Below are 23,736 nucleotides of genomic sequence, written 5' to 3'. Positions count from 1 at the left end.
GATTCGTGCCTCCTTGTGTGTTACAGAAAACATTTATTCTATGTTACAGGATACCAGCTGATGCAGGCCGGTACAATGGGCGAATCTGATAATTTTTGTTTCTAGATTTCGAAACAAGCAGCATTCTGTTTTTGGACGCGCCGGAAATGCAGCCGGAAAGCGGGAAACACACGCCATTTTTCCCCCGCGTCGCACGGCTCGCACGTGTTTTTTGCACGTACGCATGGGCATTTTCGTCAGCTTGAAATTTTCCATTTTGATTATAACACATTTTTTTCGTTTTGTGCAAAAAATAAATCATTTTCCGAAAATATCTTGTGCACGATGTACGGCCTGCTTCCGGGCTTGCGCGCGCACGCATCCCTGTGTTAAGATGGAGGAAACACCGGCTGAAAGGAGAGAGACCGCATGGGTCTGTTTACCCCCAATTATGTCAAACCCGGCCCCGGTATCGACAAGGATGCCCCGCCGAAAACCGGTCTTGCACTGTTTTTTGAAATCTTTATCCGTGAATTTTGGGCGCTGGTCAAGCTCAACGTCCTGTTTTTGCTGACCTGCATCCCGATTGTAACCATCGGTGCAGCCATGGGTGCGATGACCAAGGTCACCGTGCGCATGGTGCGCGACATTCCGAACGATGTATGGTACGATTATTGGCGTGGTTTTCGCGAGAACTGGAAGGCTTCAACCGTACTTGGTCTGATCACGGCGCCCGTGTACGGCGGCGGACTGCTCGGATTGGTGCTCTATCCGGCAGGCTCGATCATCTGGCTGGTCACGCTTGCTGCGCTGCTCATCCTGACTATGGTCTGGCTGTATCTGTATCCGCTGCTGACCTCGACCACGCTCTCGTTCTGGGACTGCGTCCGCGACGCCATTTTGCTGGCTATGCTGCGGTTTTACTACAGTTTCCCGGTCGCATTGCTGATTTTGGCATTGATTGCGCTGGAAATCATGTTCTTCCCGCTGTCCATTCCGGCAACTTTATTGGTCGGCTGCGCGATTCCCAACTTTATTGCTAGTTTCCTGGCGTGGTCGGGCATCCAAAAGCACGTCCTGCCGCCGGAAAAAGAGTGAAATAGGCAAGATTTGTTTTTGTGAAATTATTGTGATTGTTTTGTGAAATAAACCGTTTTAGTTTCATTGTTTTTAAGCGTTGCAATCGTCTGATTCCCGCCCGCAGGCGAGAACGGGATTCTCAAGGGACGAGTCCCTTGAGCCCGTCCAGGTGGAACCTGGTCGAGCCCGCAGGCTCGAAACGCCCCTTTGATTCCCGGTGTCCGACCCGGGAATCAACCCAAACAAACAAAAGAGAAAGACCACCCGTTCCGGGTGGTCTTTCTTATGAGCGCACTTTGTGCGCGAAGTCTTTCGCTCGCTGCGGCGAGCGATTATTTTTTCTTTTTTGTTGATTTTCGCAAGGCGAAAATCAAAAGGGGAGTTCCGCCATCTGCGGAGTCCGGCTCAGGGCGCTGCCCTGAGAACCCGCAAGCCTTTTGAAAAAGGCTTGAGCGAAAACTTCAATTAGGGGTGCGGTGGTTAATCGCTTTAGCGGCTCTTCTCCATCTTCACGCCCTTCATCGCGCCCGTATCCTTCATCTGATCCATGCGGAGGCTGCGCGTATGCGGGATTGCCTTCCACTCCAGATTCGGATTGCACAGCGCCACAATGTTAATCGGAATCCAGCTCATGACGAACAGCCAATAGCCCAGAACGCCCTTACCCATATTCAGCAGGGGTTTCCGTTCGAGGACGATGACAGCCATTGCCAGAACGACGGTGCCGACAAAGGACATTGCAAGCGACATGAGGGGCTCATAGAGCACGTCACTATACGGAGCAACCGCGTAGTGAATCTGCAATGCGCCCAGAATGCCGGTCATTGCGAGCGAGATGAGGTACATAAGCTGGAACAGCGGTGCGAAGAGGAACAGGATCTGATCCAGCCGGGCATGCAGCTGACCATTTGCGCAGTTGCGATCACGGATGAGGCGCGGGCCGTACACGCGCAGGCACTGGATGAGGCCGACCGACCAGCGGCAGCGCTGTCTCCACGACTGTGCGAAGGTGAGGGGCTGCTCGTCGTAGGTCTTTGCCTCGGGCACCCATGCCACCCGCTCGCCGCCCAGGATGCACTGGGTGGTGAACTCGATGTCCTCGGTCAGGGTGACGGTGTGCCAGCCGTCGTGGCGGCGCAGCCAATCCATGGATACCATGAAGCCCGAGCCGTTGACCACAGCGGACAGGCCGACATGGGCACGGGTCTGGCTGAACAGGCGGTTGACCATCCAGTAGTAGATGGAGTAGCAGGCAGAGATCATGCTGTCCTGCGGGTTCTTACTATCACGATAGCCCTGACCTGCCGGCACGCCTGCGCACCATGCGTCATTCATGCCTGCGAGGAAGCCCGGGTCTACCAGATTATCCGCGTCAAAGACGCAGATTGCGTCGTAGCGATCCTGCTGCATCAGCTTATCAATGATCTGACGCAGTGCGTCGCCCTTGGTGCGCACCGGCTCGGTGCACTCCATAATCAGTGCGCCAGCGCGGTGCGCTTCGCCTGCGGTGTCGTCGGTGCAATTATTCGGGATGACGATCACGTCATACAGTTCCTTGGGGTAATCTTGCGCCATGAGCGTCTCGACCAGATTGCCGATAACCGCCTGCTCGTTGCGTGCGGCGACCAGTACGGCAAACCGGCAGCGCGGTGCCTGCTTAGCCCACTTGCGCGCCGGACGCAGCGCATAGGGGAGGTAGAGTGCAAAGTACACCAGATACAGTACCGAGATGATACTGATGAAAAAAATTCCTGCTTTGAGCCACGGGATTGCAAACATGAATCCATCACTTCCTTTTCTTTCGTATCCTTTTTTTCTTTTCTGTATTACTGTATTAGCCGTGTTAGTACAGTTAAAATACCACATCCGACCGTCCCTGTCAATCACCTTTTGCAAATTTTAAGAGAATCGTAATCAAATTGTAAGAAATATGTAAAGTCTGGTCAAAGCAACCCGATTGCGGCTACTGAAATTTAACACGTTACGCCTTGTATAACCCCGGCGTCTTTGCTACAATAGAAGAAACGCAGCAAAATACACGAAATGGAGTGTTTTACTATGAAGAACCCGATGATTACGATTGAAATGGAGTCCGGCGCAAAGATCGTCGCCGAGCTGTACCCCGAAGTCGCTCCCAACACCGTACGCAACTTCATCTCTCTGGCACAGCAGGGCTTCTATAACGGTACCATCTTCCACCGCGTCATCCCCGGCTTTATGATCCAGGGCGGTGACCCCGAAGGCACCGGCATGGGCGGCCCCGACTACTGCATCCGCGGTGAGTTCACTGCAAACGGCTTCCAGAACGATCTGGCACACACCCGCGGCGTGCTGTCGATGGCGCGCACCATGGACCCCGATTCCGCTGGCTCCCAGTTCTTTATTATGACTTCCGATGCACCCCACCTGGACGGTCAGTACGCATCCTTCGGCATGGTCATCGAGGGCATGGACGTTGCCGACGAGATCGTCAACACCCCCCGCGACTGGCATGACCGTCCCCGTGCAGAGCAGAAGATGGTCTCTGTCACCGTCGACACCTTCGGCGAGACCTACCCCGCTCCCGAAACCGTCTGATCTGACCCATCCGTCTGACTGAGAGGAACCGCCATGCGTTATTCCAACCGTGATTCTTTTATCCTGTCCGCACCCGGCGCAATGGGTCTCGAGCCGTGCAGCCTGGAAGCCATTATGGCAGGCACGGCCGCAGGTGCACGCGGCTGCGTCCTCCCCGTGGACACGACCAAGGACGGCATCACCCTGGTCTGCGCTGAAGGGTGCTACCATTCGGCACAGGCCACGCTGACGACCTGTGACCACACCTTCGAAGACCTCCGCCGCGCCTACCCCAAGATCGTATCCTTCGGTCAGGCGCTCGAACTGGCCAAGGCCGCCGGCGGCGGACTGGGCATCGAGCTGCACCACCATCAGGCCGCGGCGCAGGTGCGCGTGTCGCTCAAGTACTCCGAGTACGTCGACAACGCCTACTTCTGCGGTCTGTCCCTGTACGATGCCGGCCGCCTTGCGGCACGCTATCCCGATCTGCAGATCATGGCCGACATCCAGTCTGCCCCCGAAGACCCCATCGCCTTCGTGCGCGAGGTGCAGAACCTCCGTCTGTTCGGCGTGCGCGGTACGCCCGACGCTCTGACCGAACCCTTATGCAATGAGGCGCTGCGCTGCGGTCTGTTCCTGGCCTCCACCGATTCGAGTGACCCGGACGAGCTGCGCCGCATGCTGTCCTACGGGGTCAACTTCATCGAGACCAGCCGGCCCGATCTGGCCGCACCCCTGCTCACCGCGTCCGAACCCGAACAGGAGATCTTCGTCCCGTTCTCGGATGCCGGCACCGAATTCGTGCCCTTCGATGCGCAGGACAATCAGACAAAAACGGCGGAAGAAGACGAGGCTCCCGATGCGGAGCACGACGCAGAGGAGACAGAAGAGACGACAGAGGCATCTGAAGCTGCTCTTGAGCCCACCGAAGAGGCTCCGGTCAGCGAGGACAAGCACTAACCCCGTTCTCCGCCAACCACTGAACCAAAAGGGCCTGTCTCGGCCCTTTTTTCAGGTTTTTTCTATTCTTTCCTTTGGAGGGAACTGCTTTTGGCTGATATTACCATACAAAATCTGACAAAATACTACGGCGATCGCCTCATCCTGTCCGGTCTCAATTTCGACATCCAGCCGGGTGAGAAAGTCGCCATCTTAGGGCCGAACGGTGCGGGCAAGACCACGCTCCTGCACATCATCGCCGGCCGTCTGCCCTACGACGACGGTCACGTCTCCATCGGCGCAGGCCGCACGGTCGGTGTCATCGACCAGATGCCGGTCTACGATCCCGCCGCCACCGTCGAGGACGTCCTGCGCACCGCCTTTGCCCGTGCGCACGAGGTACGCGCCGCGATGGACGAGCTGGAAGCCCAGATGGAGCAGCACCCCGACAACGACAGCTTGCTGCACCGCTACGGTGCGCTCCAGCAGAAACTGGACGCGCTCGGCGGTTACGACCACGATTTTGAGGTCGATAAGGTGTGCAACGGTCTGGAAATCCCGCGCGCACAGCGCACGCAGCTCTTTTCCCAGCTGTCCGGCGGCGAAAAGACTCGCGTCAATCTGGCGCGCATCATCCTCGAGCAGACCGATATTCTGCTGCTCGACGAGCCGACCAACCACTTAGACCTCGACGCGGTGCGCTGGCTGGGCGATTATCTGGAAACGTACACGGGCACGGTCGTCACCGTCTCCCATGACCGCTATTTCCTCGACCAGTGCTGTGACCGCATCATTGAAATCCACGACACCACCTGCGAGTTCTACGCTGGCTCCTACTCCTATTATGCGGAGGAGCGCGAGCGCCGCTACGAACAGCGCATGGCCGAGCACGAAAACCAGATGGCCGAGCTCAAGCGTCTGGAAACCACCGCACGCAAGATGCACGAGCACGGCACCGAAAAGCTGGCCAAGCGTGCCGCGTCCATCGAAAAGCGCATCGCACGCATGAAGGTCACCGATCGACCCAAGAAGGACAAGAAAATGTCGGTCTCCTTCGGTGACCCCAACTACGAGACCGAGGACGTGCTCAAGGTTCGAGGTATTACAAAAAGTTATGATGGACGTAGAATATTACAGGACGTAACATTCAACGTACACAACGGCGAGCGCGTCGCCATTCTGGGCGACAACGGCGCGGGCAAAACCACCCTGCTGCGCATCATCTTGGGCGACGAGACCGCCGACGAGGGCGTCATCAAAAAGGGTCAGGGACTGCGCCCGGCCTACCTGCCCCAGCAGGTGCACTTCGCAAACGAGGGCAGAAACCTGATCGACACCCTCATCTACGACAAAAATGTCACCATGCAGACCGCCCGCAACCGTCTGGGCGCGTTCCGCTTCTCGGGCGAAGATCAGCTCAAGATCGTGCGCACGCTGTCGGGCGGCGAAAAAAGCCGTCTGCGCCTGTGCGAGCTGATGTACGACCCGCTCAACATGCTCGTACTCGACGAGCCCACCAACCACCTAGACCTCATGAGCCGCGAATGGATTGAGGAAGCCGTCGAGGCGTTCACCGGCACGCTGCTCTTCGTCAGCCACGACCGCTATTTCGTCTCCCGCTTCGCCACCCGCATCATTTACCTGGAAAACGGTACATATACCGACTTTACCGGCAATTACGAGGCGTTTCTGGCCTACCGCGAACGCCAAAAGGCCGAACAGGCCGCGTCTACCGTGGTCGAGACCCCCAAAAAGGCCGAAAAACAGGAGAAACCCAAGCCCAAGGGCGGTACCAAGAACATCGCGAAGAAGGTCGCCGTGCTCGAGCGCGAAATCTCCCAGCTCGAGGAGCGCATGAGCGCTCTCGAGAACGAGATGGCTGCGTGCGGCGCGGATGCCGGTAAGCTCATGGAGCTGATGCACGAGCGCGACGACGCTGAGGCACAGCTCATGGACAAGATGGCACAGTGGGAAGAACTGGCGGCACAGATTGAGTGATTCTATGCGCACACGATATGCACATGATCTCTCCGCGTTCTGTGTTCTGCCTATGTGCACACGTTTTAATGTGCACACAAGAGAGGTTTTGCCATGTGGAAAAGTTCTAAATTCTGGTTTGTTTTAGCAATTATACTGTTTGTGCCCGGCTTGTTCTTTCTTCCATCCTCACCAATTCGCTTCGGCGGATACTTCCTGTGCGGCCTCGGCGTATGCTGTGCAGGAGAAGGATGGATGGTTTGGCTGGGTCGTCGTCATCGCGGTGCACACGTTCTGGCACAAGTTGGCCGCGTGCTGTTCGCCCTATTCTGTGTGTCATTCGTGTGCATTCAGGGTTTAATCATCAGCGGCGAACATGCTGACCCCGAAGCCGATGATGCACAGTATGTGCTCGTCCTCGGTGCACACATCTTGCAGGATCGTCCGTCCGATGCACTCATCGAACGACTCAAAACCGCAGATGCGTTTCTGGACGAGCACCCCGACGCCATCGCCATCCTGTGCGGCGGTCAGGGCACCAATGAACCCATGCCCGAGTCGCACATGATGCGGCAATATATGGTTGACACGTTGGGCACTGACCCCGACCGCCTGCTGATCGAGGATAAGTCCCGCAATACCATTCAAAATATCGCAAACGCAAAGGCGCTCTATCCGCTGGAAGAGTCCCGCTGCGCGGTCATCTCCAGCGACTTCCACCTCGCCCGCGCACGTAAACTCATGGAGCAGGCCGGACTCGACCCCTACGGCGTGCCCGCTCCCGTCCCCAATCTGCCCCTCGCCGCCGCGTCCCACATGCGGGAATATTGCTCGACTTTGGGACTGATTTTGACGGGACGGTATTTTTAAGGGATAACGGATTCCCGCCCAAAGCCCGTAGGTCGCTATCCTTATTCTCGTGCCGAGCACGAATAAAACGAGTGGGCGAAATAAAGCTTTCGCTCAAGCCTTTCTCGAAAGGCTTGCAGGTTCTCAGGGCAGCGCCCTGAGTCGCCGTCCGCAGACGGCGAAATTCCCCTTTGATTTTCCCGTCCCCCGCAAGGGAAAATCAACTTAACTTTCGTTTTTATCGCTCGCCTCAGCGAGCGAAAAACTCCGCGCACAAAGTGCGCTCATGGCAAACCAATCCACCGGATTGGTTTGCCCACCCGCATCCTGCCTGCGGTCTTTCAAACGGAGGGTGCGCAGAAAGGGCAGGGGTTTGGGGAATCCGTTCCCGTGGAACGGATTCCATGAGCGCGCCGCTCCTGCTGCCGTATGGTCGAAGTTATGCCGCTGGGGCGGGGAACGGAGGTCAAAAACGCCGGACGGCGTTTTTGATGAGCGGCCACAGGCCGCGGAGAGTCTTGCTCGCTGCGGCGAGCGCTTTCAATTTATTTTTTGTTGATTCCGGCTTAGGCCGGAATCAATTAGGAGAGTTTCGCCCGTTGTACTCATTTTATCCGCGCACAGCGCGGGAATGAGGATAGTGACCTACGGGCCGACGGGCGACTCAGGGCGCTGCCCTGAGAACCCGCAGCCTTTCGAGAAAGGCTGGCGAAAGCTTCATTTGGGGCTGCGGTGCTTTCCGCAACTACGTTTCTTTCAATCCACGACAAGAGGTTTTTTTCTATGCTCGATAAACTCAGCGCTCTGGTCGCACGCTTTGACGAGGTCGAAGCCCGTCTGTCTGCGCCCGGTCTCTACGATGACCCCGCAGCCGCGGCAAAACTCCTCAAAGAACGCAATCGCTTAGAGCCCATCGTTCACGCCATCCGTGCACGCGAGGATGCGCTGCGCACGATCGACGAGGCGCAGGAGCTGATGCGCGATCCCGAGCTGCGCGACTTCGCGCAGGAGGAATTATCCGAGGCGCAGGCTCGTGTGCAGCAGCTCGAAGAAGAACTCAAAATCTTACTCCTGCCCCGTGACCCCAACGATGACAAGAACATCATCGTCGAGATTCGCGGCGGTGCGGGCGGTGAGGAGTCGGCGCTGTTCGCGCACTCGCTCTTCCGCATGTACTCCATGTACGCCGAAAAGCGCGGCTGGCAGGTGGAAATCCTGTCCATCAATCAGACCGAGCTTGGCGGATGCAAGGAAGTTGTATTCCAGATTTCGGGCGACGGTGTATACTCCCGTCTGAAATTCGAGTCGGGTGTACACCGCGTGCAGCGCGTCCCCGAAACCGAGAGCCAGGGTCGTGTACACACCTCGACCGTCACCGTCGCGGTGCTCCCCGAGGCCGAGGAGGTCGACTTCCAGATCAACCCCGCCGACCTCAAAATCGATACCTTCCGTTCGTCCGGTGCGGGCGGTCAGCACATCAACAAGACCGAGTCGGCCATCCGCATCACCCATCTGCCCACCGGCACGGTGGTCGAGTGTCAGGACGAGCGCAGCCAGCACAAAAACCGCGACAAGGCCATGCGCGTGCTGCGCACCCGTCTGTACGAGGCAGAATGCGAAAAGCAGAATGCCGCCATCGCGGCCGAGCGCAAGGCGCAGGTCGGCACCGGTGATCGCTCCGAGCGCATCCGCACGTACAATTTTCCGGAAAACCGCGTGTCCGATCACCGCATCAAGCTCACCATCTACAAGCTGTCTCAGTTCATGGACGGCGACCTCGACGAAGTCCTTGACGCGCTTATCACCGCCGACACCGCCCGCAAATTACAGGCGCAGGAAGAAAGTTAATCGATAACTCATTGTATTATTTTATCTTACCATAACAGGAAGTGTATGCTATGAATACCTTGCTTCTGCATCCCGAGGATGCGGGCGCGATCGAACAGGCCGGTGCAATGCTGGCCAGCGGGCAGGTCGTCGGCATTCCCACCGAAACTGTATACGGTCTGGGCGCGAACGCGCTCGACGGAAACGCTGTGCGCCAGATTTTCGCCGCCAAGGGTCGTCCGATGGACAACCCGCTGATTGTTCACATTGCGGATTTCGACCAGATCTATCCGCTGGTCTCCGAAGTTCCTGAGGCTGCCCGCCGTCTGGCCGACGCCTACTGGCCCGGCCCCATGACCATCATTCTGCCCAAGTCCGACCGCATTCCGGTCGAAGTCTCAGCAGGTCTGGACACGGTCGGCATCCGTCTGCCCTCCCATCCGGTCGCTCGCGCGGTCATCCGCGCCGCAGGCGTGCCCATCGCCGCGCCCTCGGCTAACACCTCCGGCCGTCCCTCCACTACCACCGCGGCGCACGTCATGGAAGACATGTCGGGCAAGATCGCAGCCGTTGTGGACGGCGGCGCGTGCGCGGTCGGCGTGGAATCCACCGTCATTTCCCTCGCAGGGGACAAGCCCCGTCTGCTCCGTCCGGGCGGTATCTCGCTCGAACAGCTCGAGGCCGTTCTCGGCCCGGTCGAGGTCGACCGCGCCGTCCGTGAGCAGATCGGTGACGATGTGCGCGTCTCCGCGCCCGGCATGAAATACCGCCACTATGCACCCCATGCACCGGTAACCGCAGTATGCGGCGATCCGGAAAAGGGTGCGGCTTACATCGCGTCGCAGCTGACCGGTCAATCGGGCGTCATCTGCTTTGACGAGTTCGCCGACCGTTTCCCCGGTCATATCGTACGCACCATCGGCCGTTCGGACGATCAGGCCGCACAGGCGCACGCCATCTTCGACGCGCTCCGCGCCTTCGACGAAACCGACGTGACCGCCATCTTCGCCCAGTGTCCCGACGACTCGGGCATCGGTCTGGCCGTCGCCAATCGCCTCAAAAAAGCGGCCGGTTTCCACGTCATCGAGGTGTAATACCATGAAAATTTATGGTCTGACCGGCGGTTCGGGCGCGGGAAAAAGCGCTGCCGCTGCATTGCTCGTCCAAAACGGCTTCGGCTGGGTGGATGCCGACGCGGTCTATCGCGGTCTGTGCGTCCCCGGCAGTGCCCTGCTCGATGCATTACATCGCGCCTTTGGGGACATCCTGACCCCAGAGGGTGCACTCGACCGTCCCAAGCTGGCAAGCGTTGTCTTTTCTGACCCCGCACGCCTGACACAGCTGGGTGACATCACCACTCCCCACATCTGGCAGGCAAGTGAAGAGGAGTTTCACAAGCTGGCAGAACAGGGCATCGACCGCATCCTCTACGACGCACCCACACTGTTTCAAACTGGGTTTGATCGCTCGTGCGACGCGGTCATCGGTGTGGTCGCCTCGCGTGAGACACGTATCCAGCGCATCATGCAGCGCGATGGTTTGAGCGAAACTGCCGCCGCGGCACGCATCGACGCACAGCCAGATGAGGATTTCTATCGCGAGAAATGCGATTTTGTGCTGGAGAATAACGGAAGTTTAGAGGAACTCCAGAAACAAGTCGAGATTTTGTGCGGTCAGCTGCGCTGAATCCCACTCAGCACCGCACCCATAATTGAAGTTTCGATCAAACCTTTTCAAAGGTTTGCGGGTTCTCAGGGCAGAGCCCTGAGTCGTGTCCCGCAGGACACGAAACCCCCTTTTGATTTTCGCTTTGCGAAAATCAACCAAAACAAAAAAATACTCGCGTCCCGCAGGACGCGAAATACTCCGCGCACAAAGTGCGCTCATGGAAACCCAATCCGGCGGATTGGGTTTCCCACCCGCGTCCTGACTGCGGTCTTTCAAACGAAGGGTGCGCAGAAAGGGCAGGGGATGGGGAATCCGTTCCCGTGGGAACGGATTCCATGAGCGCGCCTGGCGCGCAAAGAATCTTGCCGCCTGCGGGCGGCGCTTAGAATTATTTTTTGTTGATTCCGGCTTTCGCCGGAATCAAAAGAGTGTTTCGCACTCTGCGGAGTGCGACTCAGGGCGCTGCCCTGAGAACCCGCGGCCTTTTGAAAAAGGCCGGCGAAAACTTCTATATTTAGACTGGCGAAAACTTTTCAATTCGTTCTTACAACCAATTTTTCTACCCATAAAAGGAGCATCACCACTATGGAACTGTTCTATGACAAAAAGCCGGGCTATGACAAGCTCGACAAAAAGGCTTGCATGGACTATGCCGAGGGCTACAAGGCATTCCTCGACGAGGGCAAGACCGAACGCGACGCGGTTGACGCAATCGTCCGTATGGCTGAAGCCAAGGGCTACAAGGCTTATGTCCGCGGTATGGCGGTCAATCCCGGCGACAAGTTCTACCAGATCAACCGTCACAAGGGCATCATTCTGGCGCACATCGGCTCGGCTCCGCTGTCCGACGGTGTTCGTCTGACTGCTGCCCATCTGGATGCGCCCCGCATCGATATCCGTACCGTTCCGCTCTACGAGCAGGACGGCATGGCTTACTTCAAGACCCACTACTACGGCGGCATCAAGAAGTATCACTGGCTGGCCATCCCGCTCGAGCTGCGCGGCGTGGTCTGCGTGTGCCGTGACGGCAAGGTCGAGCGTGTACCCGTTCACGTTGGCCACAAGCCCGGCGACCCCAAGTTCGTCATCACCGATCTGCTGCCCCATCTGGCAAGCGAGCAGATGGTCAAGAAGGCAACCGAGGTCATCAAGGCGGAGAACATGAACGTCCTGCTCGGCTCGTTCCCGAGCGAAAACAGCGCAGACGGCGACAAGGATCGCGTCAAGCGCGCCATTCTGGAGTACCTGAACGCAGAATACGGCATGACCGAGGCTGATTTCCTGTCGGCTGAGCTGTCCTGTGTTCCGGCATTCAACGCCTGCGACATCGGCTTTGATCGCTCGCTGATCGGCGCTTACGGTCACGACGACCGCGTTTGCTCCTATCCGGCTGCAACCGCGCTGCTCGATGCCGACGAGACCCCGGTACACACCAACCTGTGCCTGCTCGTCGACAAGGAAGAGATCGGCTCGGACGGCGTGACCGGCATGCAGAGCCGTCACTTCGACACCTTCCTCGGTGATCTGTGCCGTGCGCAGAACGTCCTGCCCGACGAGTGCTATGAGCATTCCATCTGCCTGTCGGCTGACGTTTGCAACGCGTTCGACCCCAATTTCCCCGAGGTTTCCGAGGGCCGCAACGATGCCCGCATCGGCTGCGGTATGGCAATCATCAAGTACACCGGCGCACGCGGCAAGAGTGGGACTTCGGACGCTTCCGCTGAGCTGATGGCGCAGGTACGCTGCATTCTGGACGGCGCTGGCATCACTTGGCAGACCGGTCAGCTTGGCCGTGTCGATCAGGGCGGCGGCGGAACGGTCGCCATGTATCTGGCAAACCGTAATATTGATACGGTTGACGCTGGTGTTCCGGTTCTGTCCATGCACGCACCGTTCGAGACCATTTCCAAGCACGATCTGTATATGACTTATCTGGGATTTGGCGCGTTCTATCGCGACTAAGAACGCAAAAGGGGAGAAGGCGAAATGAAGTTTTCGCCGGCCTTTTTCAAAAGGCCGCGGGTTCTCAGGGCAGCGCCCTGAGACGCGCTCCGCAGAGCGCGGAACTCCCCTTTTGATTTTCGCCTTGCGAAAATCAACAAAAAAATAATAAAAAGCGCATCCCGCAGGATGCGCAATACTCCGCGCACAAAGTGCGCTCATGAGAAAGACCACCCTGTCGGGTGGTCTTTCTTTTTTGTTTGTTTTAATTGAAACCCGGGTCGGACACCGGGTTTCAAGAGGGGATTTCGCCCGTTGCGACGGGCGACTTGAGGCTCTGCCTCAAGACTCCGCAAACCTTTGAAAAGGTTTGATCCAAACTTCATTTCGCCTGCGGGCGGGATTATTCCTTTACTGCGCCTGCGGTCAGGGACGATACGACCTGTTCCTGGAAGATCGCAAAGACTGCGATCGACGGGATAACCGCAATCGTGATGGCCGCAAACATCGCCGTATAGTTAAAGCTAAACTGCGAAGTAAAGTAGCTCAGCGACAGGGGCAGCGTTCTCGCTTCCTGACCGCTGGTCAGAACCAATGCAAAGGTAAACTCGTTCCAGTTATTGAGGAATGCCAGTACCGCAGCCGATGCAAGGCCGCCCTTGGCACACGGCATCATAATCTGGATAAAGGTGCGGAAGAAGCCCGCGCCGTCTACGTATGCCGCTTCTTCCAGACTCTTGGGGATGGAAAGGAAGGTACCGCGCAGAATGAGCAGCGACATCGGCAGGTTCAGTGCCGTATACACCAGGATCAGGCCGGTCTTGGTATCTGCCAGACCCATGCCGTTGACCACGATGTACACCGGGTTTAAGAGTGCGGTCATGGGGATGACCAGAGACAGCGAGAGCAGCATATACAGTGCGTTTTTGAACCGGAACTGGCATCTTGCGAACACGTACGCTGCCATTGCCAGGAAAAAGACGTTGGCTGCGGTGGCGACAACGGCCACGATGACGCTGTTCATAAAGTACTTGAGGATGGGGGAGATTGCAAGCGCCTGAACATAACCGGTCAGGCTGAAGCTCGACGGCAGGCCGATGCCGTTGGACAAAATCTCGGCGTTGGTCTTAAACGACGACATGATGACCCAGGCAATCGGGAAGATCGCGACGATGACGCAGATCGTCAGAAAGATGTATTTCAGAACACAGAGTATGCGCTCTTTTGCGGATAAAGTACGCCATGCGGGATTCATGATTCGAGCGCCTCCTTAATAATCTTCTTCGTTGACCTTGAGCGCCTTATTGATCGCTACCATGACGATCGCGCCGAGGACGATGATCATTACACCGATGGTATTCGCGTAGCCGTAGTTATTCTCCGACTTGAATACGCCGTACAGCAGCAGCGGCAGGTTGGTAGTGGTCTTGCCGGGGCCGCCGTTGGTGGTGATGTAGATCAGGTCAAACATCTGCAGCATGTAGGTTGCTGCCATGACCATGGTCGTGCCGATGATCTTCTTGAGCAGCGGCAGCATAATGAAGATATCAATCTGAAAGTTGGTCGCGCCGTCTACACGTGCTGCCTCGAGCACCGACTCGTCAACCGACAGTGCCTGTGCCAGAATGAGCGTCGTGGTGTAGCCTGCGAACAGGAACCAGACCATCGTAACCGACGGGAACGCGGTCGTCGTGTCCATCAGCCAGTTGTGCGTCAGCTCTTCCAAGCCGACCATCTTCAGGATCGAGTTGACAACGCCAAACTGCGGGTTGAAGATGTTGACGAAAATCATACCCATTGCAGCGTTCGAGATGATGTTCGGCACCATGTATGCGGTACGGATGAACTTCCAGCCACGCGGCTTCTTATAGAGCAGCAGCGCGATCAGGCAGCCCATCGCCACGTGCAGGATGCAGTGAATCAAAATCCAGATGATGGTGTTGGTGAATGCTGTGTGGAATGCCGGGTCCTTGAACAGGTCGATGTAATTCTGCAAGCCGATGAATGTGATGCTCTTGGATGTCAGCTTGTACTCGCACAGCGAGGTCGCGAAGACCATGACAAGCGGCACCGCATAGATCAGCAGAAACAGGATCACCGCCGGGGCCAGAAAAATCGGTATCCAGGCCTTTTTTACTTTCATGCAGGGTCATCCTCCCTCGTTGTTTCTCCTTTTTTGGGGTGAAAAAGCCTGCCCCTCAGGCAGGCTTTTTCCCTTCCAAACTTTCATTACTGATTCTTTGCAGCTTCGGTGCTCAGAGTCTGGCAGAACTCGGTTGCGGTCATCTCGCCAGAAGCCAGCAGCGGCAGATCCTGCGATACAACATCCAGCAGGTTCGGATACATGGTTGCCTGCAGGTTATCCGTGCGTACGGTTGCGCCTTCTGCCAGGTCGAGGAACTCGACGAGCAGCGGATAATTCTGCTTTGCAGTCTCGGTGATCTCAACAGTCGAGGAAGCCGGTACCATGCCCTGTACTTCCAGCGCTACCTGCTGTGCATGTGCAGAGGTGAAGAACTTAACCATCTCAACAGCTGCCTCTTCCAGTGCCGGATCGTCCTGCTTGGTGACGAAGTAGCCCTGAATCGGTGCGTCGTATACGAAGTTGCCCGGGAAGATCGCTACGCCAACCTTGTCAGCGAAGTCTGCGGTGGTCTTGGTCTCATCGGAGAAGTCACCGATCATCCAGGGGCCGTTTGCGATCATTGCAGCCTGACCGGACAGGAAGTTGTTTGCTGCGTGCTCGTACTTACCGCCGATTGCATCGAGGGTGGTGTACTCCTGCAGCATCTTCTGTACGTTGGTGAATGCGTCGATGGTGGGCTGGTTGTTGTAGTCGATCGGGTTCATCTGCTTCATGAACTCGTAACCTTCATCACCGCTGGTTGCGATCATTGCGCCTGCCCACAGCGAGGTAACCCATGCGGAATCTGCGGTATCCAGTGCCAGAGGCGTGATGCCTGCTGCCTTCAGCTTATCGCACTGCTGCCAGAACTCGTCCCAGGTGGTTGCCGGTGCGTCGATGCCAGCCTGTGCGAACAGATCCTTGTTGTAGAAGTAACCGACCAGGCTGCCCTCGGACGAAGATGCGTAGATCTTGCCGTCGCGGGAGTTGGTGGTCAGTGCAACGTCAGAGTACAGTGCCTTCCACTCGGGGTCAGCTTCTACATAAGGAGTCAGGTCAACAACGACGTCCTTTGCCAGTGCCAGGTCGAGCAGGTTGTAACCGCCGCCGTATACGACCGGGGGCAGATCGCCGGTACCCAGCTGTACCTTGATCTTGTCAACGTAGTTTGCATCGCCCGGTACGTCTTCCTTCTGGATGCGGTACTTGCCTGCATACTCTGCGTTGAACTCCTCGATCAGCTGATCGACTACCGGTGATGCGGTGTTGACGCCACACTGGAAGGTGGGGTAATTGATGACGATCTCGCTGCCGGTGGACTCGGTGCTTGCGCCCTCATCGGTGGTCTCGGTGCCGCCGCCACAGCCGGACAGACAGCCCGCGGTCATCAGAGCCGCCAGTGCAAGTGCGGTCAATCTCTTTTTCATTTTCTGGTTCCTCCTCTTCTTCTTTCCGGTCGGCCTTTGTTGCCTACCTCTCTCTTGGCTCTATTTTAGCACATGGGCAATGTCCGAAAGTAGGGAATAATTGGTCGGTTTGTAGTAATAATTTGAACTGTGAATCGGTCAAAGGAAACAAAAATACCCCTGCCGTTTCGCGGGGAAATGTGATATGATACAAAGGAACGGGAGGGATATCCGATGCAACACGCCGAGCAGGCACGTCAAAACAAGTCCAAAAAGTCGCTGCTGCGCACCGGCTTGCGCCTCATGCTCGCCGCGATTATCATTCCCCTTGCCGCCTCTCTGCTGCTCTTCTTCGGTTTTGTCTCCCGTCAGATGCGCACACAGGCCGAGCACATGACGCAATATTATACCGATCAGCTGGTAAATTCCACGACCGATGCGCTCAGTCAGGCGCAAAGTATCATTTATTTCACGCTTGGCAGTGATACCGTGCAGTCGGTCATGCACAGCAGTCAAAACCCAGTCGGCACACAGGCCGAGCTGGTACAGCAGGAAATCGGTCGGGCAACCCTGTTCAATGCCGCTTGGGACGATCAATATGTGCACTCCATTTTCCTGTTTCGTCAGGACGGCATTGCCTTTCCGGCCTCGCGCAGCGGTATCTATCAGGCTGAGTATGGCCGTTTGGAAACAGTATTTCGTCTGTTTCCCGACCGCAACTCGACCCAGTCGCTGATCGCGCTGGCCAATAACGCAGAATATTCCTATATGGTCGTCGATTACAACTCGCTCAACGACCCCGCGCGCTGTCTGGGCAAGCTCATTCTGGAAGTGGACACCGCCGCGCTCATCGACGCAGCTCCGCTCCAGTCGGTCTACCCGGGCGCCGAGGTCATGCTGTCCGACGCACAGGGCAATCTGCTCTATGCGGCAAGCGACCGCTTAGTCGGTGATCTGCTGGTCGATCTGCGCACACTGGACGGCACCTCAAACGGTGTCTCGCAGGCCATCCACTGGGCGGACGGCGATTATCTGCACTGTCGCGCGGCAGTCGGCGACATGATTCTGGATGTCTGCGTCCCGCAGCGCGAAATTTTGACCGGTGTGCACACGACGGCGGCCTGGTATGTTCTGCTGACCAGCCTCATCTTCATCGGTGTGCTGATTTCGGCAATCTACGCTTACCGCGGTCTGCTCCGTCCCTTCGCCCACACCCAGCAGACACTCGACCGCATGGCTGAAGGCGATTTATCGGTGCGCATGGACGCGCCCGAATATCAGGAGCTTGCCGGCATGGCCGACACCTTCAACCGCATGGCCGACACGCTCACCGACCTCTATCAGGATGCCTACAAAAAGGGCGTGCTGCTGCGCGAAAGCGAGTTCAAAATGCTCGAAGCGCAGATCAATCCACACTTTATCTTCAATGTCTTACAGGTCATCAACCTGCGCTGCATGGAGGCAGGGCAGAAGGAGACCAGCCGCATGGTCACCGACCTCGCCGGTCTGCTGCACGGCACGATCGGCAAAAACGGTGCGCCCAAGGTCACCTTCCGGCAGGAACTCGCCTACGTCCGCTACTACCTCGACCTGCAAAAAGCGCGGTTTGAAAACGCGCTGCAATACGAAATCGACTATGCAGACTCGTCTATCCTCGATTACTACCTCCCCAAGCTCACCATTCAGCCGCTGGTAGAAAACTCGGTCGTGCACGGTCTGGAACCCAAGCGCGGCGGCGGCAAGGTGAGCGTCAAAATCTGGGAGGAGGACGACAGCGTCTACATCCGCGTGGAGGATGACGGCGTGGGCTTTTTACAGGGTGCGGTGTCGCCCGGTGCGCACAACCACATCGCCCTCGACAACATCCGCAAACGCTTGGAACTCATGTATGGGACACACGGCACATTCCGCATGAGTTCCATGCCGGGTACCGGCACGGTCGTGCTGATCATCATTCCCATCGATAAAACGGAAGGAGAACACGATGTACAACGTACTTCTGGTGGACAATGAACCAGCGATCCTGAGCGCACTGTCACACGCGATCGACTGGGCTGCCCACGACTGCCATATCTTAAACATCGCACGCGACGGCCGCGAGGCCATGCTGCAATTCGCGCAGGAAGCGCCCGATATTGTGATCTCAGATATCCGCATGCCCGAGGTGGACGGTCTGGAGCTTGCCCGGTGGATCAGCGAGAACCACCCGGCCTGCAAGGTCATCATTCTGACCGGCTTCCCCGACTTTTCCTACGCCCAGCAGGCCATCAACTACCGTGTGGTTGATTTTGTGCTCAAACCGACCTCGGAGGACAGTCTGCTCGCGGCTCTGGACAAGGCAAAACAGCGTCTGGCCGAAGATCAGGTGCGCAAGACCGACAAGCAGGCCGACGTACTGGCGTGCGAGCTGTTCCTGCACCAGCTGATTTTCGACCCGGTGCAGTCGCTGCTCTACACCATGGAGCGCACCAACGCGCTCGGACTCGATCTGTCCAGCTGCTACGTGCTGCGCTTCGGTCTGGACGACATCCACACCGAAGCCGACCGCATCGCCTTTCAAAGCGAAGTGCGCGAGATGTGGCGGCAGGCGATGGGCGAGTACACGGTCTATTTCATCCCGCGCGGTGAGCGGTTCTGCTACATCATCCTGTGCGCACCGGTCGGCTTTGACCCGACCGAGGCCTGCCATCAGGTCGTGCAGACCGTCCAGCAGACCACCGACTTTCAGATCACCGTGGGCATCAGTGCCCACCACCACAGCCCGCTCGAGCTGTCCGACGCGGCACGCGAGGCCGACCACGCCCAGCAGCTCGCCGAGTACAGCCCGCAGATGCCGGTCATTTCCTACGGTCAGCTGCCCGTCCTGTCCGACCTGCACGCTTCCCGCATCACCGAGGAACTGCGCACCATCCAGAGCGCACTGGAAAACCGCAACCGCGGCGCGGTCATCAGCGGTCTTGACCGTCTGTTTGCCTATCTGCGCCGGGAGGCTATCCCGTTCCCCAGTGTGCGCCGCATCGCGGTCATTCTGTACGAGTGCGGTCAGGGCTTGCTGATTAGCTATAATCTGGAAATTTTGCTGACCGACGCTTCGCTTGCCAGCGAACGTGCGCTGCTCGACAGCGGTGCGATCGACGAGATCGAGCAGCTTCTGCGCGGCTATCTGACCGCCGTCCTCGACCGCATTTGCATGAATGCAACCGATCTGGACGATCTGGTGTTCCGCGTCAAGCAGTACATTGACCAGAATTATGCCGGAGAGTTGTCGCTTGAGGGTCTGGCTGATTATGTCCATCTGTCCGCGAGCTATCTGAGTAAGCTGTTCAAAAGGGAAGTGGGACAGAATATCAGTGGGTATATCCAGCAGGTGCGCATTGAGCGTGCGAAGGTCTTATTGCGCACGACGGCCATGAAAACGTATGAGATCGCCGAAGCGGTCGGCATCCCTGACCCGGTGTATTTCTCCAAGCTGTTTAAAAAGGCGACCGGACAGAAACCGAAGGATTTTCGGTTGGAAGAGGAAAAGTAATCGCCGCACCCCCAATTGAAGCTTTCGCTCAAGCCTTTCTCGAAAGGCTTGCGGAGTCTTGAGGCAGAGCCTCAAGTCGCCATCCGCAGATGGCGAAATCCCCTTTTGAAACCCGGTGTCCGACCCGGGTTTCAACCGAAACAAACAAAAAAAGAAAGACCGTCCTCTCGGACGGTCTTTCTCATGAGCGCACTTTGTGCGCGAAGTATTGCGCGTCTGCGGACGCGCTTTTTTATTCTTTTTTAGTTGATTTTCGCAGAAGCGAAAATCAAAAAGGGGGTTCCGGACTCTGCGGAGTCCGGCTCAGGGCTCTGCCCTGAGAACCCGCAGCCTTTTGAAAAAGGCTGGCGAAAACTTCAATATTGGGTGCGGTGCAGGTTGTGTCTTAACCCGCAAACTTAGTGATATATCCCATAACCAGAATGACCACGATCGCGATCGGGACGACGACTGTGCAATAGCCTCTCGCCCAATTCGGGAACTTTCGACCCTTACCGCTATTTGCCTCAGCCATAAAGTTCTTCCAGCCCCAGCCGTTCTTCAGGCAGCAGAACAGGACGTAAATGCACGAGCCGATGGGCAGGATATTATTGGATACGAGGAAATCCTCGAAATCCAGGATATTGCCGCCCAGCAGCTGAACGTCGCTCCACAGATTAAAGCCCAGAACTGCCGGAAGCGACAGGATGAACAGGCCGATGGTGCCGATGAGGCACATCTTCTTGCGCGACAGGCTGGGGAACAGGTCGGTAAAGCACGAGATAATGTTCTCCATAACACCGATGACCGTGGACATAGCCGCGAAGATCATAAACAGGAAGAACAGCGCACCCCAGAAACGGCCGCCCGGCATCTGCTCGAACACGCTCGGCAGAGTGATGAAGATGAGCGGAGGGCCGGAACCCGGGTCTACGTCAAAGGCAAAGCATGCCGGAATAACGATCAGACCGGAGCACAGTGCGACAAAGGTATCGAGTGCAGCGACGTTGATGGACTCACCGAGCAGCGAGCGCTCGCGGCCGATGTACGAGCCGAAAATCGCCATACCGCCCATGCCGACCGACAGGGTAAAGAATGCCTGGCTCATGGCCTGGTACATGACGTTCCAAACACCGTTTTCGGTAATCTTGCTGAAATCCGGGATGAGGTAGTACTGCAGGCCGGCCTGTGCGCCGTCCAGCGTGATCGAACGGATGGCCAGAACTGCCATCAGCACGATCAGCAGCGCCATCATCTTCTTATTGACCGCCTCAACGCCTTCCTTAACGCCCAGCGAGCACACGGCAAAGCCCAGAACAACGGCGATACCCATTGCAATCGTGCTGACGACCGGGTCACCGGTCATCTTCTCAAAGGCCTGCCCGACTTCGGCTGCTCTCATGGACGAGAACGAACCGGCGACGTACTTATAGAAGTAAATGAACATCCAACCGGCAATGGTGGTGTAGAACATCATCAGGATGATATTGCCCGCGATGCCAAAGAAGCTCCACCAATGCCACTTGGTGCCCTTGGGTTCGAGCTCGTGGAACGAGCGCGAAATCGACCGGCGCGATGCACGTCCGACCGAGAATTCCATCGTCATAACCGGAATACCGAACAGCAGCAGGAATGCCAGATACAGCAGGATAAATGCCGCGCCGCCGTACTTACCCGTGATGTACGGGAATCGCCAGACGTTGCCCAGGCCGATCGCACAGCCCGCAGAGATCAGAATAAAGCCCAGTCGCGAGCCAAAGGTCTCTCGATTTTGCATAGTTTTTTTCCTCTCAGAATACAAAACACACGCAGAGGACACGCCCCTGCGTGTGTTCAAGGTCAGTGTAACGCTTGATGTGCGCGATTATGCGCCGAACTTCTGGATATAGCCCATCACGAAGATGAACAGGACGATCAGCGGCAGAATCCAGGTGAAGTAGAACCGCAGCTTGCTCGGGAACTTCAGACCGTTGCCCGTGTCTGCCTCTGCGATGAAGTTCTTCCAGCCCCAGCCGTAACGCGAGGTACAGAACAGCAGATAGACCACAGAACCCAGCGGCAGCAGGTTATTGGAGACAATGAAGTCCTCCAGATCCTGAATGTTGCCGACATGCGGTACCTGGAAACCGCTCCACAGATTGAAGCCCAGGATACACGGCATGGAGATGATCAGAATGAAGACCAGGTTGAGGATGATCGCCTTCTTACGGCTCCAGCCCCACAGGTCAATCGCAAACGAGATGATGTTCTCGAAAACTGCGATGATGGTCGTGAAAGCAGCCGCTGCCATGAACATGAAGAACAGCGTGCCCCAGATGCGTCCGCCTGCCATCTGATTGAAGATGTTCGGCAGGGTGATGAACAGCAGGTTCGGGCCGGAGTCTGCCTGGATGCCGAATGCCGAGCAGGCCGGGAAGATGATCATACCCGCCATCAGCGCGACAAAGGTATCCAGAATGGTGATGGAGATTGCTTCGCCGGTCAGCGAGCGCTCCTTGTCAATGTACGAGCCGAAAATAGCCAGTGCGCCGATACCAAGCGACAGGGTGAAGAATGCCTGACCCATTGCAGCAAAGATGGACTCGAACAGGCCGCCCTTTGCCTCATACAGCTTGGAGAAATCGGGCTTTAAGTAGAATTCCAGACCAACCGCTGCGCCGTCGAGGGTGACCGAGCGGAACACCAGCACGACGATGATTGCCAGCAGGCCGAGCATCAGGATCTTATTGATCTTCTCGACGCCGCCGCGCAGGCCGAACGAGCAGACCGCGAAGCAAGCCAAAACGACAACTGCCATGCAGATGGTCATATAGCCCGGGCTTTGCAGCATGGTGCTGAACGAGCCGGTGATAAAGTCCGGGTCAACGTTTACGAACTCGCCCTTTGCCATTTTATAGACGTAGGCGATCAGCCAGCCGCCGACGGTGGTATAGAATGCCATGAGCAGATAGTTGCCCAGCATCGCGCCGTAGCTGTACAGGTGCCATTTACTGCCCTTGGGTTCAAGCTTATGGAACGAGCGGGCGGCGGAGAGCTGACTTGCTCGGCCGACCGAGAACTCCATAACCATGATGGGCAGTCCGAGAATCAGCAGGAACAGCAGGTAGATGAACACGAAGGCTGCACCGCCATACTGGCCGGTGATGTACGGAAAGCGCCAGACGTTGCCCAGACCGATGGCGCATCCGGCAGAGATCAGGATGAAGCCCAGTCTGGAACTAAACTTTTCTCTTTCTTTCATTGTTTGTTACCCCTTCTGCGGAAATCACACCGCGTGGCTCTATTCTAGCACAGTTTATTGCATCATTCAAGGGATAAGCTTGAAGTTGCTTTAACGCTGATGCGATAAAGAAATAAAGGAATAAAGGGTGCGGAATGTTATGATTTGGGGTGGATGGGGCGTAAGAAAAAGTGGGTTTGGAGAGCGGGAAAGGGTTTCGGATTGGGAACGGGTTGGGGTGGGGGAGGAGAGGGAAAAGGGAGGAAATGGAAAAGACCGTCTCATGATGAGACGGTCTTTTTATGAGCCTTGCGGATTTAGAAAATACCCCGGTGGGGTATTTTCCCGTAACCTTGCGGATCTTAAAAATATTCCTGTGGAATATTTTTCCGCAAGGCTGTGGTTGGCTCTGCCAACCAAGCCAGACAATCTATGCAGTGATGAAACAGCAAAAGACAGCCAAGCCATGAACGGAAAACGGAAAGTTAGCGCCGTCTGCGGACGGCGCTTGTGTTTTTGGTTTGGTTGATTCCCGGGTCGGACACCGGGAATCAAAAAGGGGATTCCGCTCGCTGCGGCGAGCGGCCAGCCTGCGCGGCTGGATCGCGCCGGGTCGCAGACCCGGACCCGCTTGTCGCCTGCGGGCGGGATTGATTCGGTG

19 protein-coding genes are annotated in these 23,736 nt (G+C 56.9%); 12 read left to right on the top strand and 7 right to left on the bottom strand.

Annotated elements, in window-relative coordinates; genetic code table 11:
- Window positions 1–43 precede the first annotated feature (43 nt).
- Window positions 44–301, bottom strand: coding sequence for a hypothetical protein (locus tag B5D52_RS16405; RefSeq protein ID WP_207637504.1), 258 nt, complete (start codon window positions 299–301; stop codon window positions 44–46).
- Between the two features lie 107 nt (window positions 302–408).
- Between B5D52_RS16405 and B5D52_RS13565 the strand changes: the two genes are divergently transcribed.
- The gene (locus tag B5D52_RS13565; protein WP_016148933.1) at window positions 409–1,077 is read left to right on the top strand and encodes a DUF624 domain-containing protein; all 669 of its coding nucleotides are present in this window, start codon (window positions 409–411) and stop codon (window positions 1,075–1,077) included.
- Between the two features lie 471 nt (window positions 1,078–1,548).
- Here the strand turns inward: B5D52_RS13565 and B5D52_RS13560 are convergent, their stop codons facing one another.
- Window positions 1,549–2,838: a glycosyltransferase family 2 protein gene (locus tag B5D52_RS13560; protein ID WP_016148932.1), complete on the bottom strand. Its 1,290-nt coding sequence runs from the start codon at window positions 2,836–2,838 to the stop codon at window positions 1,549–1,551.
- Between the two features lie 279 nt (window positions 2,839–3,117).
- Between B5D52_RS13560 and B5D52_RS13555 the strand changes: the two genes are divergently transcribed.
- The 8 genes from B5D52_RS13555 (at window position 3,118) to B5D52_RS13520 (ending at window position 12,837) form a co-directional block, all read left to right on the top strand.
- A complete protein-coding gene (locus B5D52_RS13555) occupies window positions 3,118–3,636 on the top strand; it encodes a peptidylprolyl isomerase (protein WP_016148931.1) in 519 nt (172 codons plus the stop codon).
- Window positions 3,637–3,669: 33 nt separating this feature from the next.
- Complete coding sequence (locus B5D52_RS13550; RefSeq protein ID WP_016148930.1) at window positions 3,670–4,575, top strand: glycerophosphodiester phosphodiesterase; 906 nt, start codon at window positions 3,670–3,672, stop codon at window positions 4,573–4,575.
- Between the two features lie 90 nt (window positions 4,576–4,665).
- Window positions 4,666–6,552 (top strand): ABC transporter ATP-binding protein, encoded by a 1,887-nt coding sequence (locus tag B5D52_RS13545; RefSeq protein ID WP_016148929.1) that lies wholly within the window; start codon window positions 4,666–4,668, stop codon window positions 6,550–6,552.
- 234 nt (window positions 6,553–6,786) lie between these two features.
- Window positions 6,787–7,401: a YdcF family protein gene (locus B5D52_RS13540; protein ID WP_016148928.1), complete on the top strand. Its 615-nt coding sequence runs from the start codon at window positions 6,787–6,789 to the stop codon at window positions 7,399–7,401.
- Between the two features lie 762 nt (window positions 7,402–8,163).
- The gene (gene prfA / locus B5D52_RS13535) at window positions 8,164–9,228 is read left to right on the top strand and encodes a peptide chain release factor 1 (protein ID WP_016148927.1); all 1,065 of its coding nucleotides are present in this window, start codon (window positions 8,164–8,166) and stop codon (window positions 9,226–9,228) included.
- Between the two features lie 50 nt (window positions 9,229–9,278).
- Complete coding sequence (locus tag B5D52_RS13530) at window positions 9,279–10,301, top strand: L-threonylcarbamoyladenylate synthase (RefSeq protein WP_016148926.1); 1,023 nt, start codon at window positions 9,279–9,281, stop codon at window positions 10,299–10,301.
- 4 nt (window positions 10,302–10,305) lie between these two features.
- A complete protein-coding gene (gene coaE, locus B5D52_RS13525; RefSeq protein ID WP_016148925.1) occupies window positions 10,306–10,893 on the top strand; it encodes a dephospho-CoA kinase in 588 nt (195 codons plus the stop codon).
- A gap of 567 nt (window positions 10,894–11,460) precedes the next feature.
- Window positions 11,461–12,837 carry an aminopeptidase gene (locus B5D52_RS13520; protein ID WP_016148924.1) on the top strand — a complete coding sequence of 459 codons (1,377 nt, stop codon included), beginning with the start codon at window positions 11,461–11,463 and terminating at the stop codon, window positions 12,835–12,837.
- Between the two features lie 382 nt (window positions 12,838–13,219).
- Here B5D52_RS13520 and B5D52_RS13515 read toward each other — a convergent pair whose 3' ends face one another.
- The 3 genes from B5D52_RS13515 to B5D52_RS13505 all read right to left on the bottom strand — a co-directional run bounded on the left by B5D52_RS13515 (window position 13,220) and on the right by B5D52_RS13505 (window position 16,368).
- The gene (locus tag B5D52_RS13515) at window positions 13,220–14,071 is read right to left on the bottom strand and encodes a carbohydrate ABC transporter permease (protein ID WP_016148923.1); all 852 of its coding nucleotides are present in this window, start codon (window positions 14,069–14,071) and stop codon (window positions 13,220–13,222) included.
- A 15-nt stretch (window positions 14,072–14,086) separates the two neighbouring features.
- Complete coding sequence (locus tag B5D52_RS13510) at window positions 14,087–14,959, bottom strand: carbohydrate ABC transporter permease (protein ID WP_016148922.1); 873 nt, start codon at window positions 14,957–14,959, stop codon at window positions 14,087–14,089.
- 86 nt (window positions 14,960–15,045) lie between these two features.
- A complete protein-coding gene (locus B5D52_RS13505) occupies window positions 15,046–16,368 on the bottom strand; it encodes an ABC transporter substrate-binding protein (RefSeq protein ID WP_016148921.1) in 1,323 nt (440 codons plus the stop codon).
- A 213-nt stretch (window positions 16,369–16,581) separates the two neighbouring features.
- On the opposite strand from B5D52_RS13505, the gene B5D52_RS13500 reads away from it, so the two are divergent.
- A complete protein-coding gene (locus tag B5D52_RS13500) occupies window positions 16,582–18,360 on the top strand; it encodes a sensor histidine kinase (RefSeq protein ID WP_016148920.1) in 1,779 nt (592 codons plus the stop codon).
- On the top strand, window positions 18,332–19,876 hold the full coding sequence (locus B5D52_RS13495; protein WP_016148919.1) for a response regulator: 1,545 nt from the start codon (window positions 18,332–18,334) through the stop codon (window positions 19,874–19,876). Before B5D52_RS13500 ends, B5D52_RS13495 begins: the two co-directional genes overlap by 29 nt.
- A 385-nt stretch (window positions 19,877–20,261) precedes the next feature.
- On the opposite strand, the gene B5D52_RS13490 is transcribed toward B5D52_RS13495, so the two are convergent.
- The gene (locus B5D52_RS13490; protein ID WP_016148918.1) at window positions 20,262–21,632 is read right to left on the bottom strand and encodes a sodium-dependent transporter; all 1,371 of its coding nucleotides are present in this window, start codon (window positions 21,630–21,632) and stop codon (window positions 20,262–20,264) included.
- Between the two features lie 87 nt (window positions 21,633–21,719).
- Entirely contained in the window at window positions 21,720–23,096 is a 1,377-nt protein-coding gene (locus B5D52_RS13485) for a sodium-dependent transporter (RefSeq protein ID WP_016148917.1), read from the bottom strand.
- Window positions 23,097–23,235: 139 nt separating this feature from the next.
- On the opposite strand from B5D52_RS13485, the gene B5D52_RS15965 reads away from it, so the two are divergent.
- The gene (locus B5D52_RS15965) at window positions 23,236–23,604 is read left to right on the top strand and encodes a hypothetical protein (protein WP_040333037.1); all 369 of its coding nucleotides are present in this window, start codon (window positions 23,236–23,238) and stop codon (window positions 23,602–23,604) included.
- The last annotated feature ends 132 nt before the right edge of the window (window positions 23,605–23,736 follow it).

Origin of the sequence: Butyricicoccus pullicaecorum DSM 23266 (genome assembly GCF_900167005.1) — a bacterium.
GTDB classification, from domain to species: Bacteria; Bacillota; Clostridia; order Oscillospirales; family Butyricicoccaceae; genus Butyricicoccus; species Butyricicoccus pullicaecorum.
This window is presented reverse-complemented; position numbering and strand designations above follow the sequence as displayed.

Coding starts and splice junctions, on each gene's coding strand:
- B5D52_RS16405 (WP_207637504.1), bottom strand. CDS start 301: ATGATTTATTTTTTGCACAAAACGAAAAAAATGTGTTATAATCAAAAT.
- B5D52_RS13565 (WP_016148933.1), top strand. CDS start 409: ATGGGTCTGTTTACCCCCAATTATGTCAAACCCGGCCCCGGTATCGAC.
- B5D52_RS13560 (WP_016148932.1), bottom strand. CDS start 2,838: ATGTTTGCAATCCCGTGGCTCAAAGCAGGAATTTTTTTCATCAGTATC.
- B5D52_RS13555 (WP_016148931.1), top strand. CDS start 3,118: ATGAAGAACCCGATGATTACGATTGAAATGGAGTCCGGCGCAAAGATC.
- B5D52_RS13550 (WP_016148930.1), top strand. CDS start 3,670: ATGCGTTATTCCAACCGTGATTCTTTTATCCTGTCCGCACCCGGCGCA.
- B5D52_RS13540 (WP_016148928.1), top strand. CDS start 6,787: ATGGTTTGGCTGGGTCGTCGTCATCGCGGTGCACACGTTCTGGCACAA.
- prfA (WP_016148927.1), top strand. CDS start 8,164: ATGCTCGATAAACTCAGCGCTCTGGTCGCACGCTTTGACGAGGTCGAA.
- B5D52_RS13530 (WP_016148926.1), top strand. CDS start 9,279: ATGAATACCTTGCTTCTGCATCCCGAGGATGCGGGCGCGATCGAACAG.
- coaE (WP_016148925.1), top strand. CDS start 10,306: ATGAAAATTTATGGTCTGACCGGCGGTTCGGGCGCGGGAAAAAGCGCT.
- B5D52_RS13520 (WP_016148924.1), top strand. CDS start 11,461: ATGGAACTGTTCTATGACAAAAAGCCGGGCTATGACAAGCTCGACAAA.
- B5D52_RS13515 (WP_016148923.1), bottom strand. CDS start 14,071: ATGAATCCCGCATGGCGTACTTTATCCGCAAAAGAGCGCATACTCTGT.
- B5D52_RS13510 (WP_016148922.1), bottom strand. CDS start 14,959: ATGAAAGTAAAAAAGGCCTGGATACCGATTTTTCTGGCCCCGGCGGTG.
- B5D52_RS13505 (WP_016148921.1), bottom strand. CDS start 16,368: ATGAAAAAGAGATTGACCGCACTTGCACTGGCGGCTCTGATGACCGCG.
- B5D52_RS13500 (WP_016148920.1), top strand. CDS start 16,582: ATGCAACACGCCGAGCAGGCACGTCAAAACAAGTCCAAAAAGTCGCTG.
- B5D52_RS13495 (WP_016148919.1), top strand. CDS start 18,332: ATGTACAACGTACTTCTGGTGGACAATGAACCAGCGATCCTGAGCGCA.
- B5D52_RS13490 (WP_016148918.1), bottom strand. CDS start 21,632: ATGCAAAATCGAGAGACCTTTGGCTCGCGACTGGGCTTTATTCTGATC.
- B5D52_RS13485 (WP_016148917.1), bottom strand. CDS start 23,096: ATGAAAGAAAGAGAAAAGTTTAGTTCCAGACTGGGCTTCATCCTGATC.
- B5D52_RS15965 (WP_040333037.1), top strand. CDS start 23,236: ATGATTTGGGGTGGATGGGGCGTAAGAAAAAGTGGGTTTGGAGAGCGG.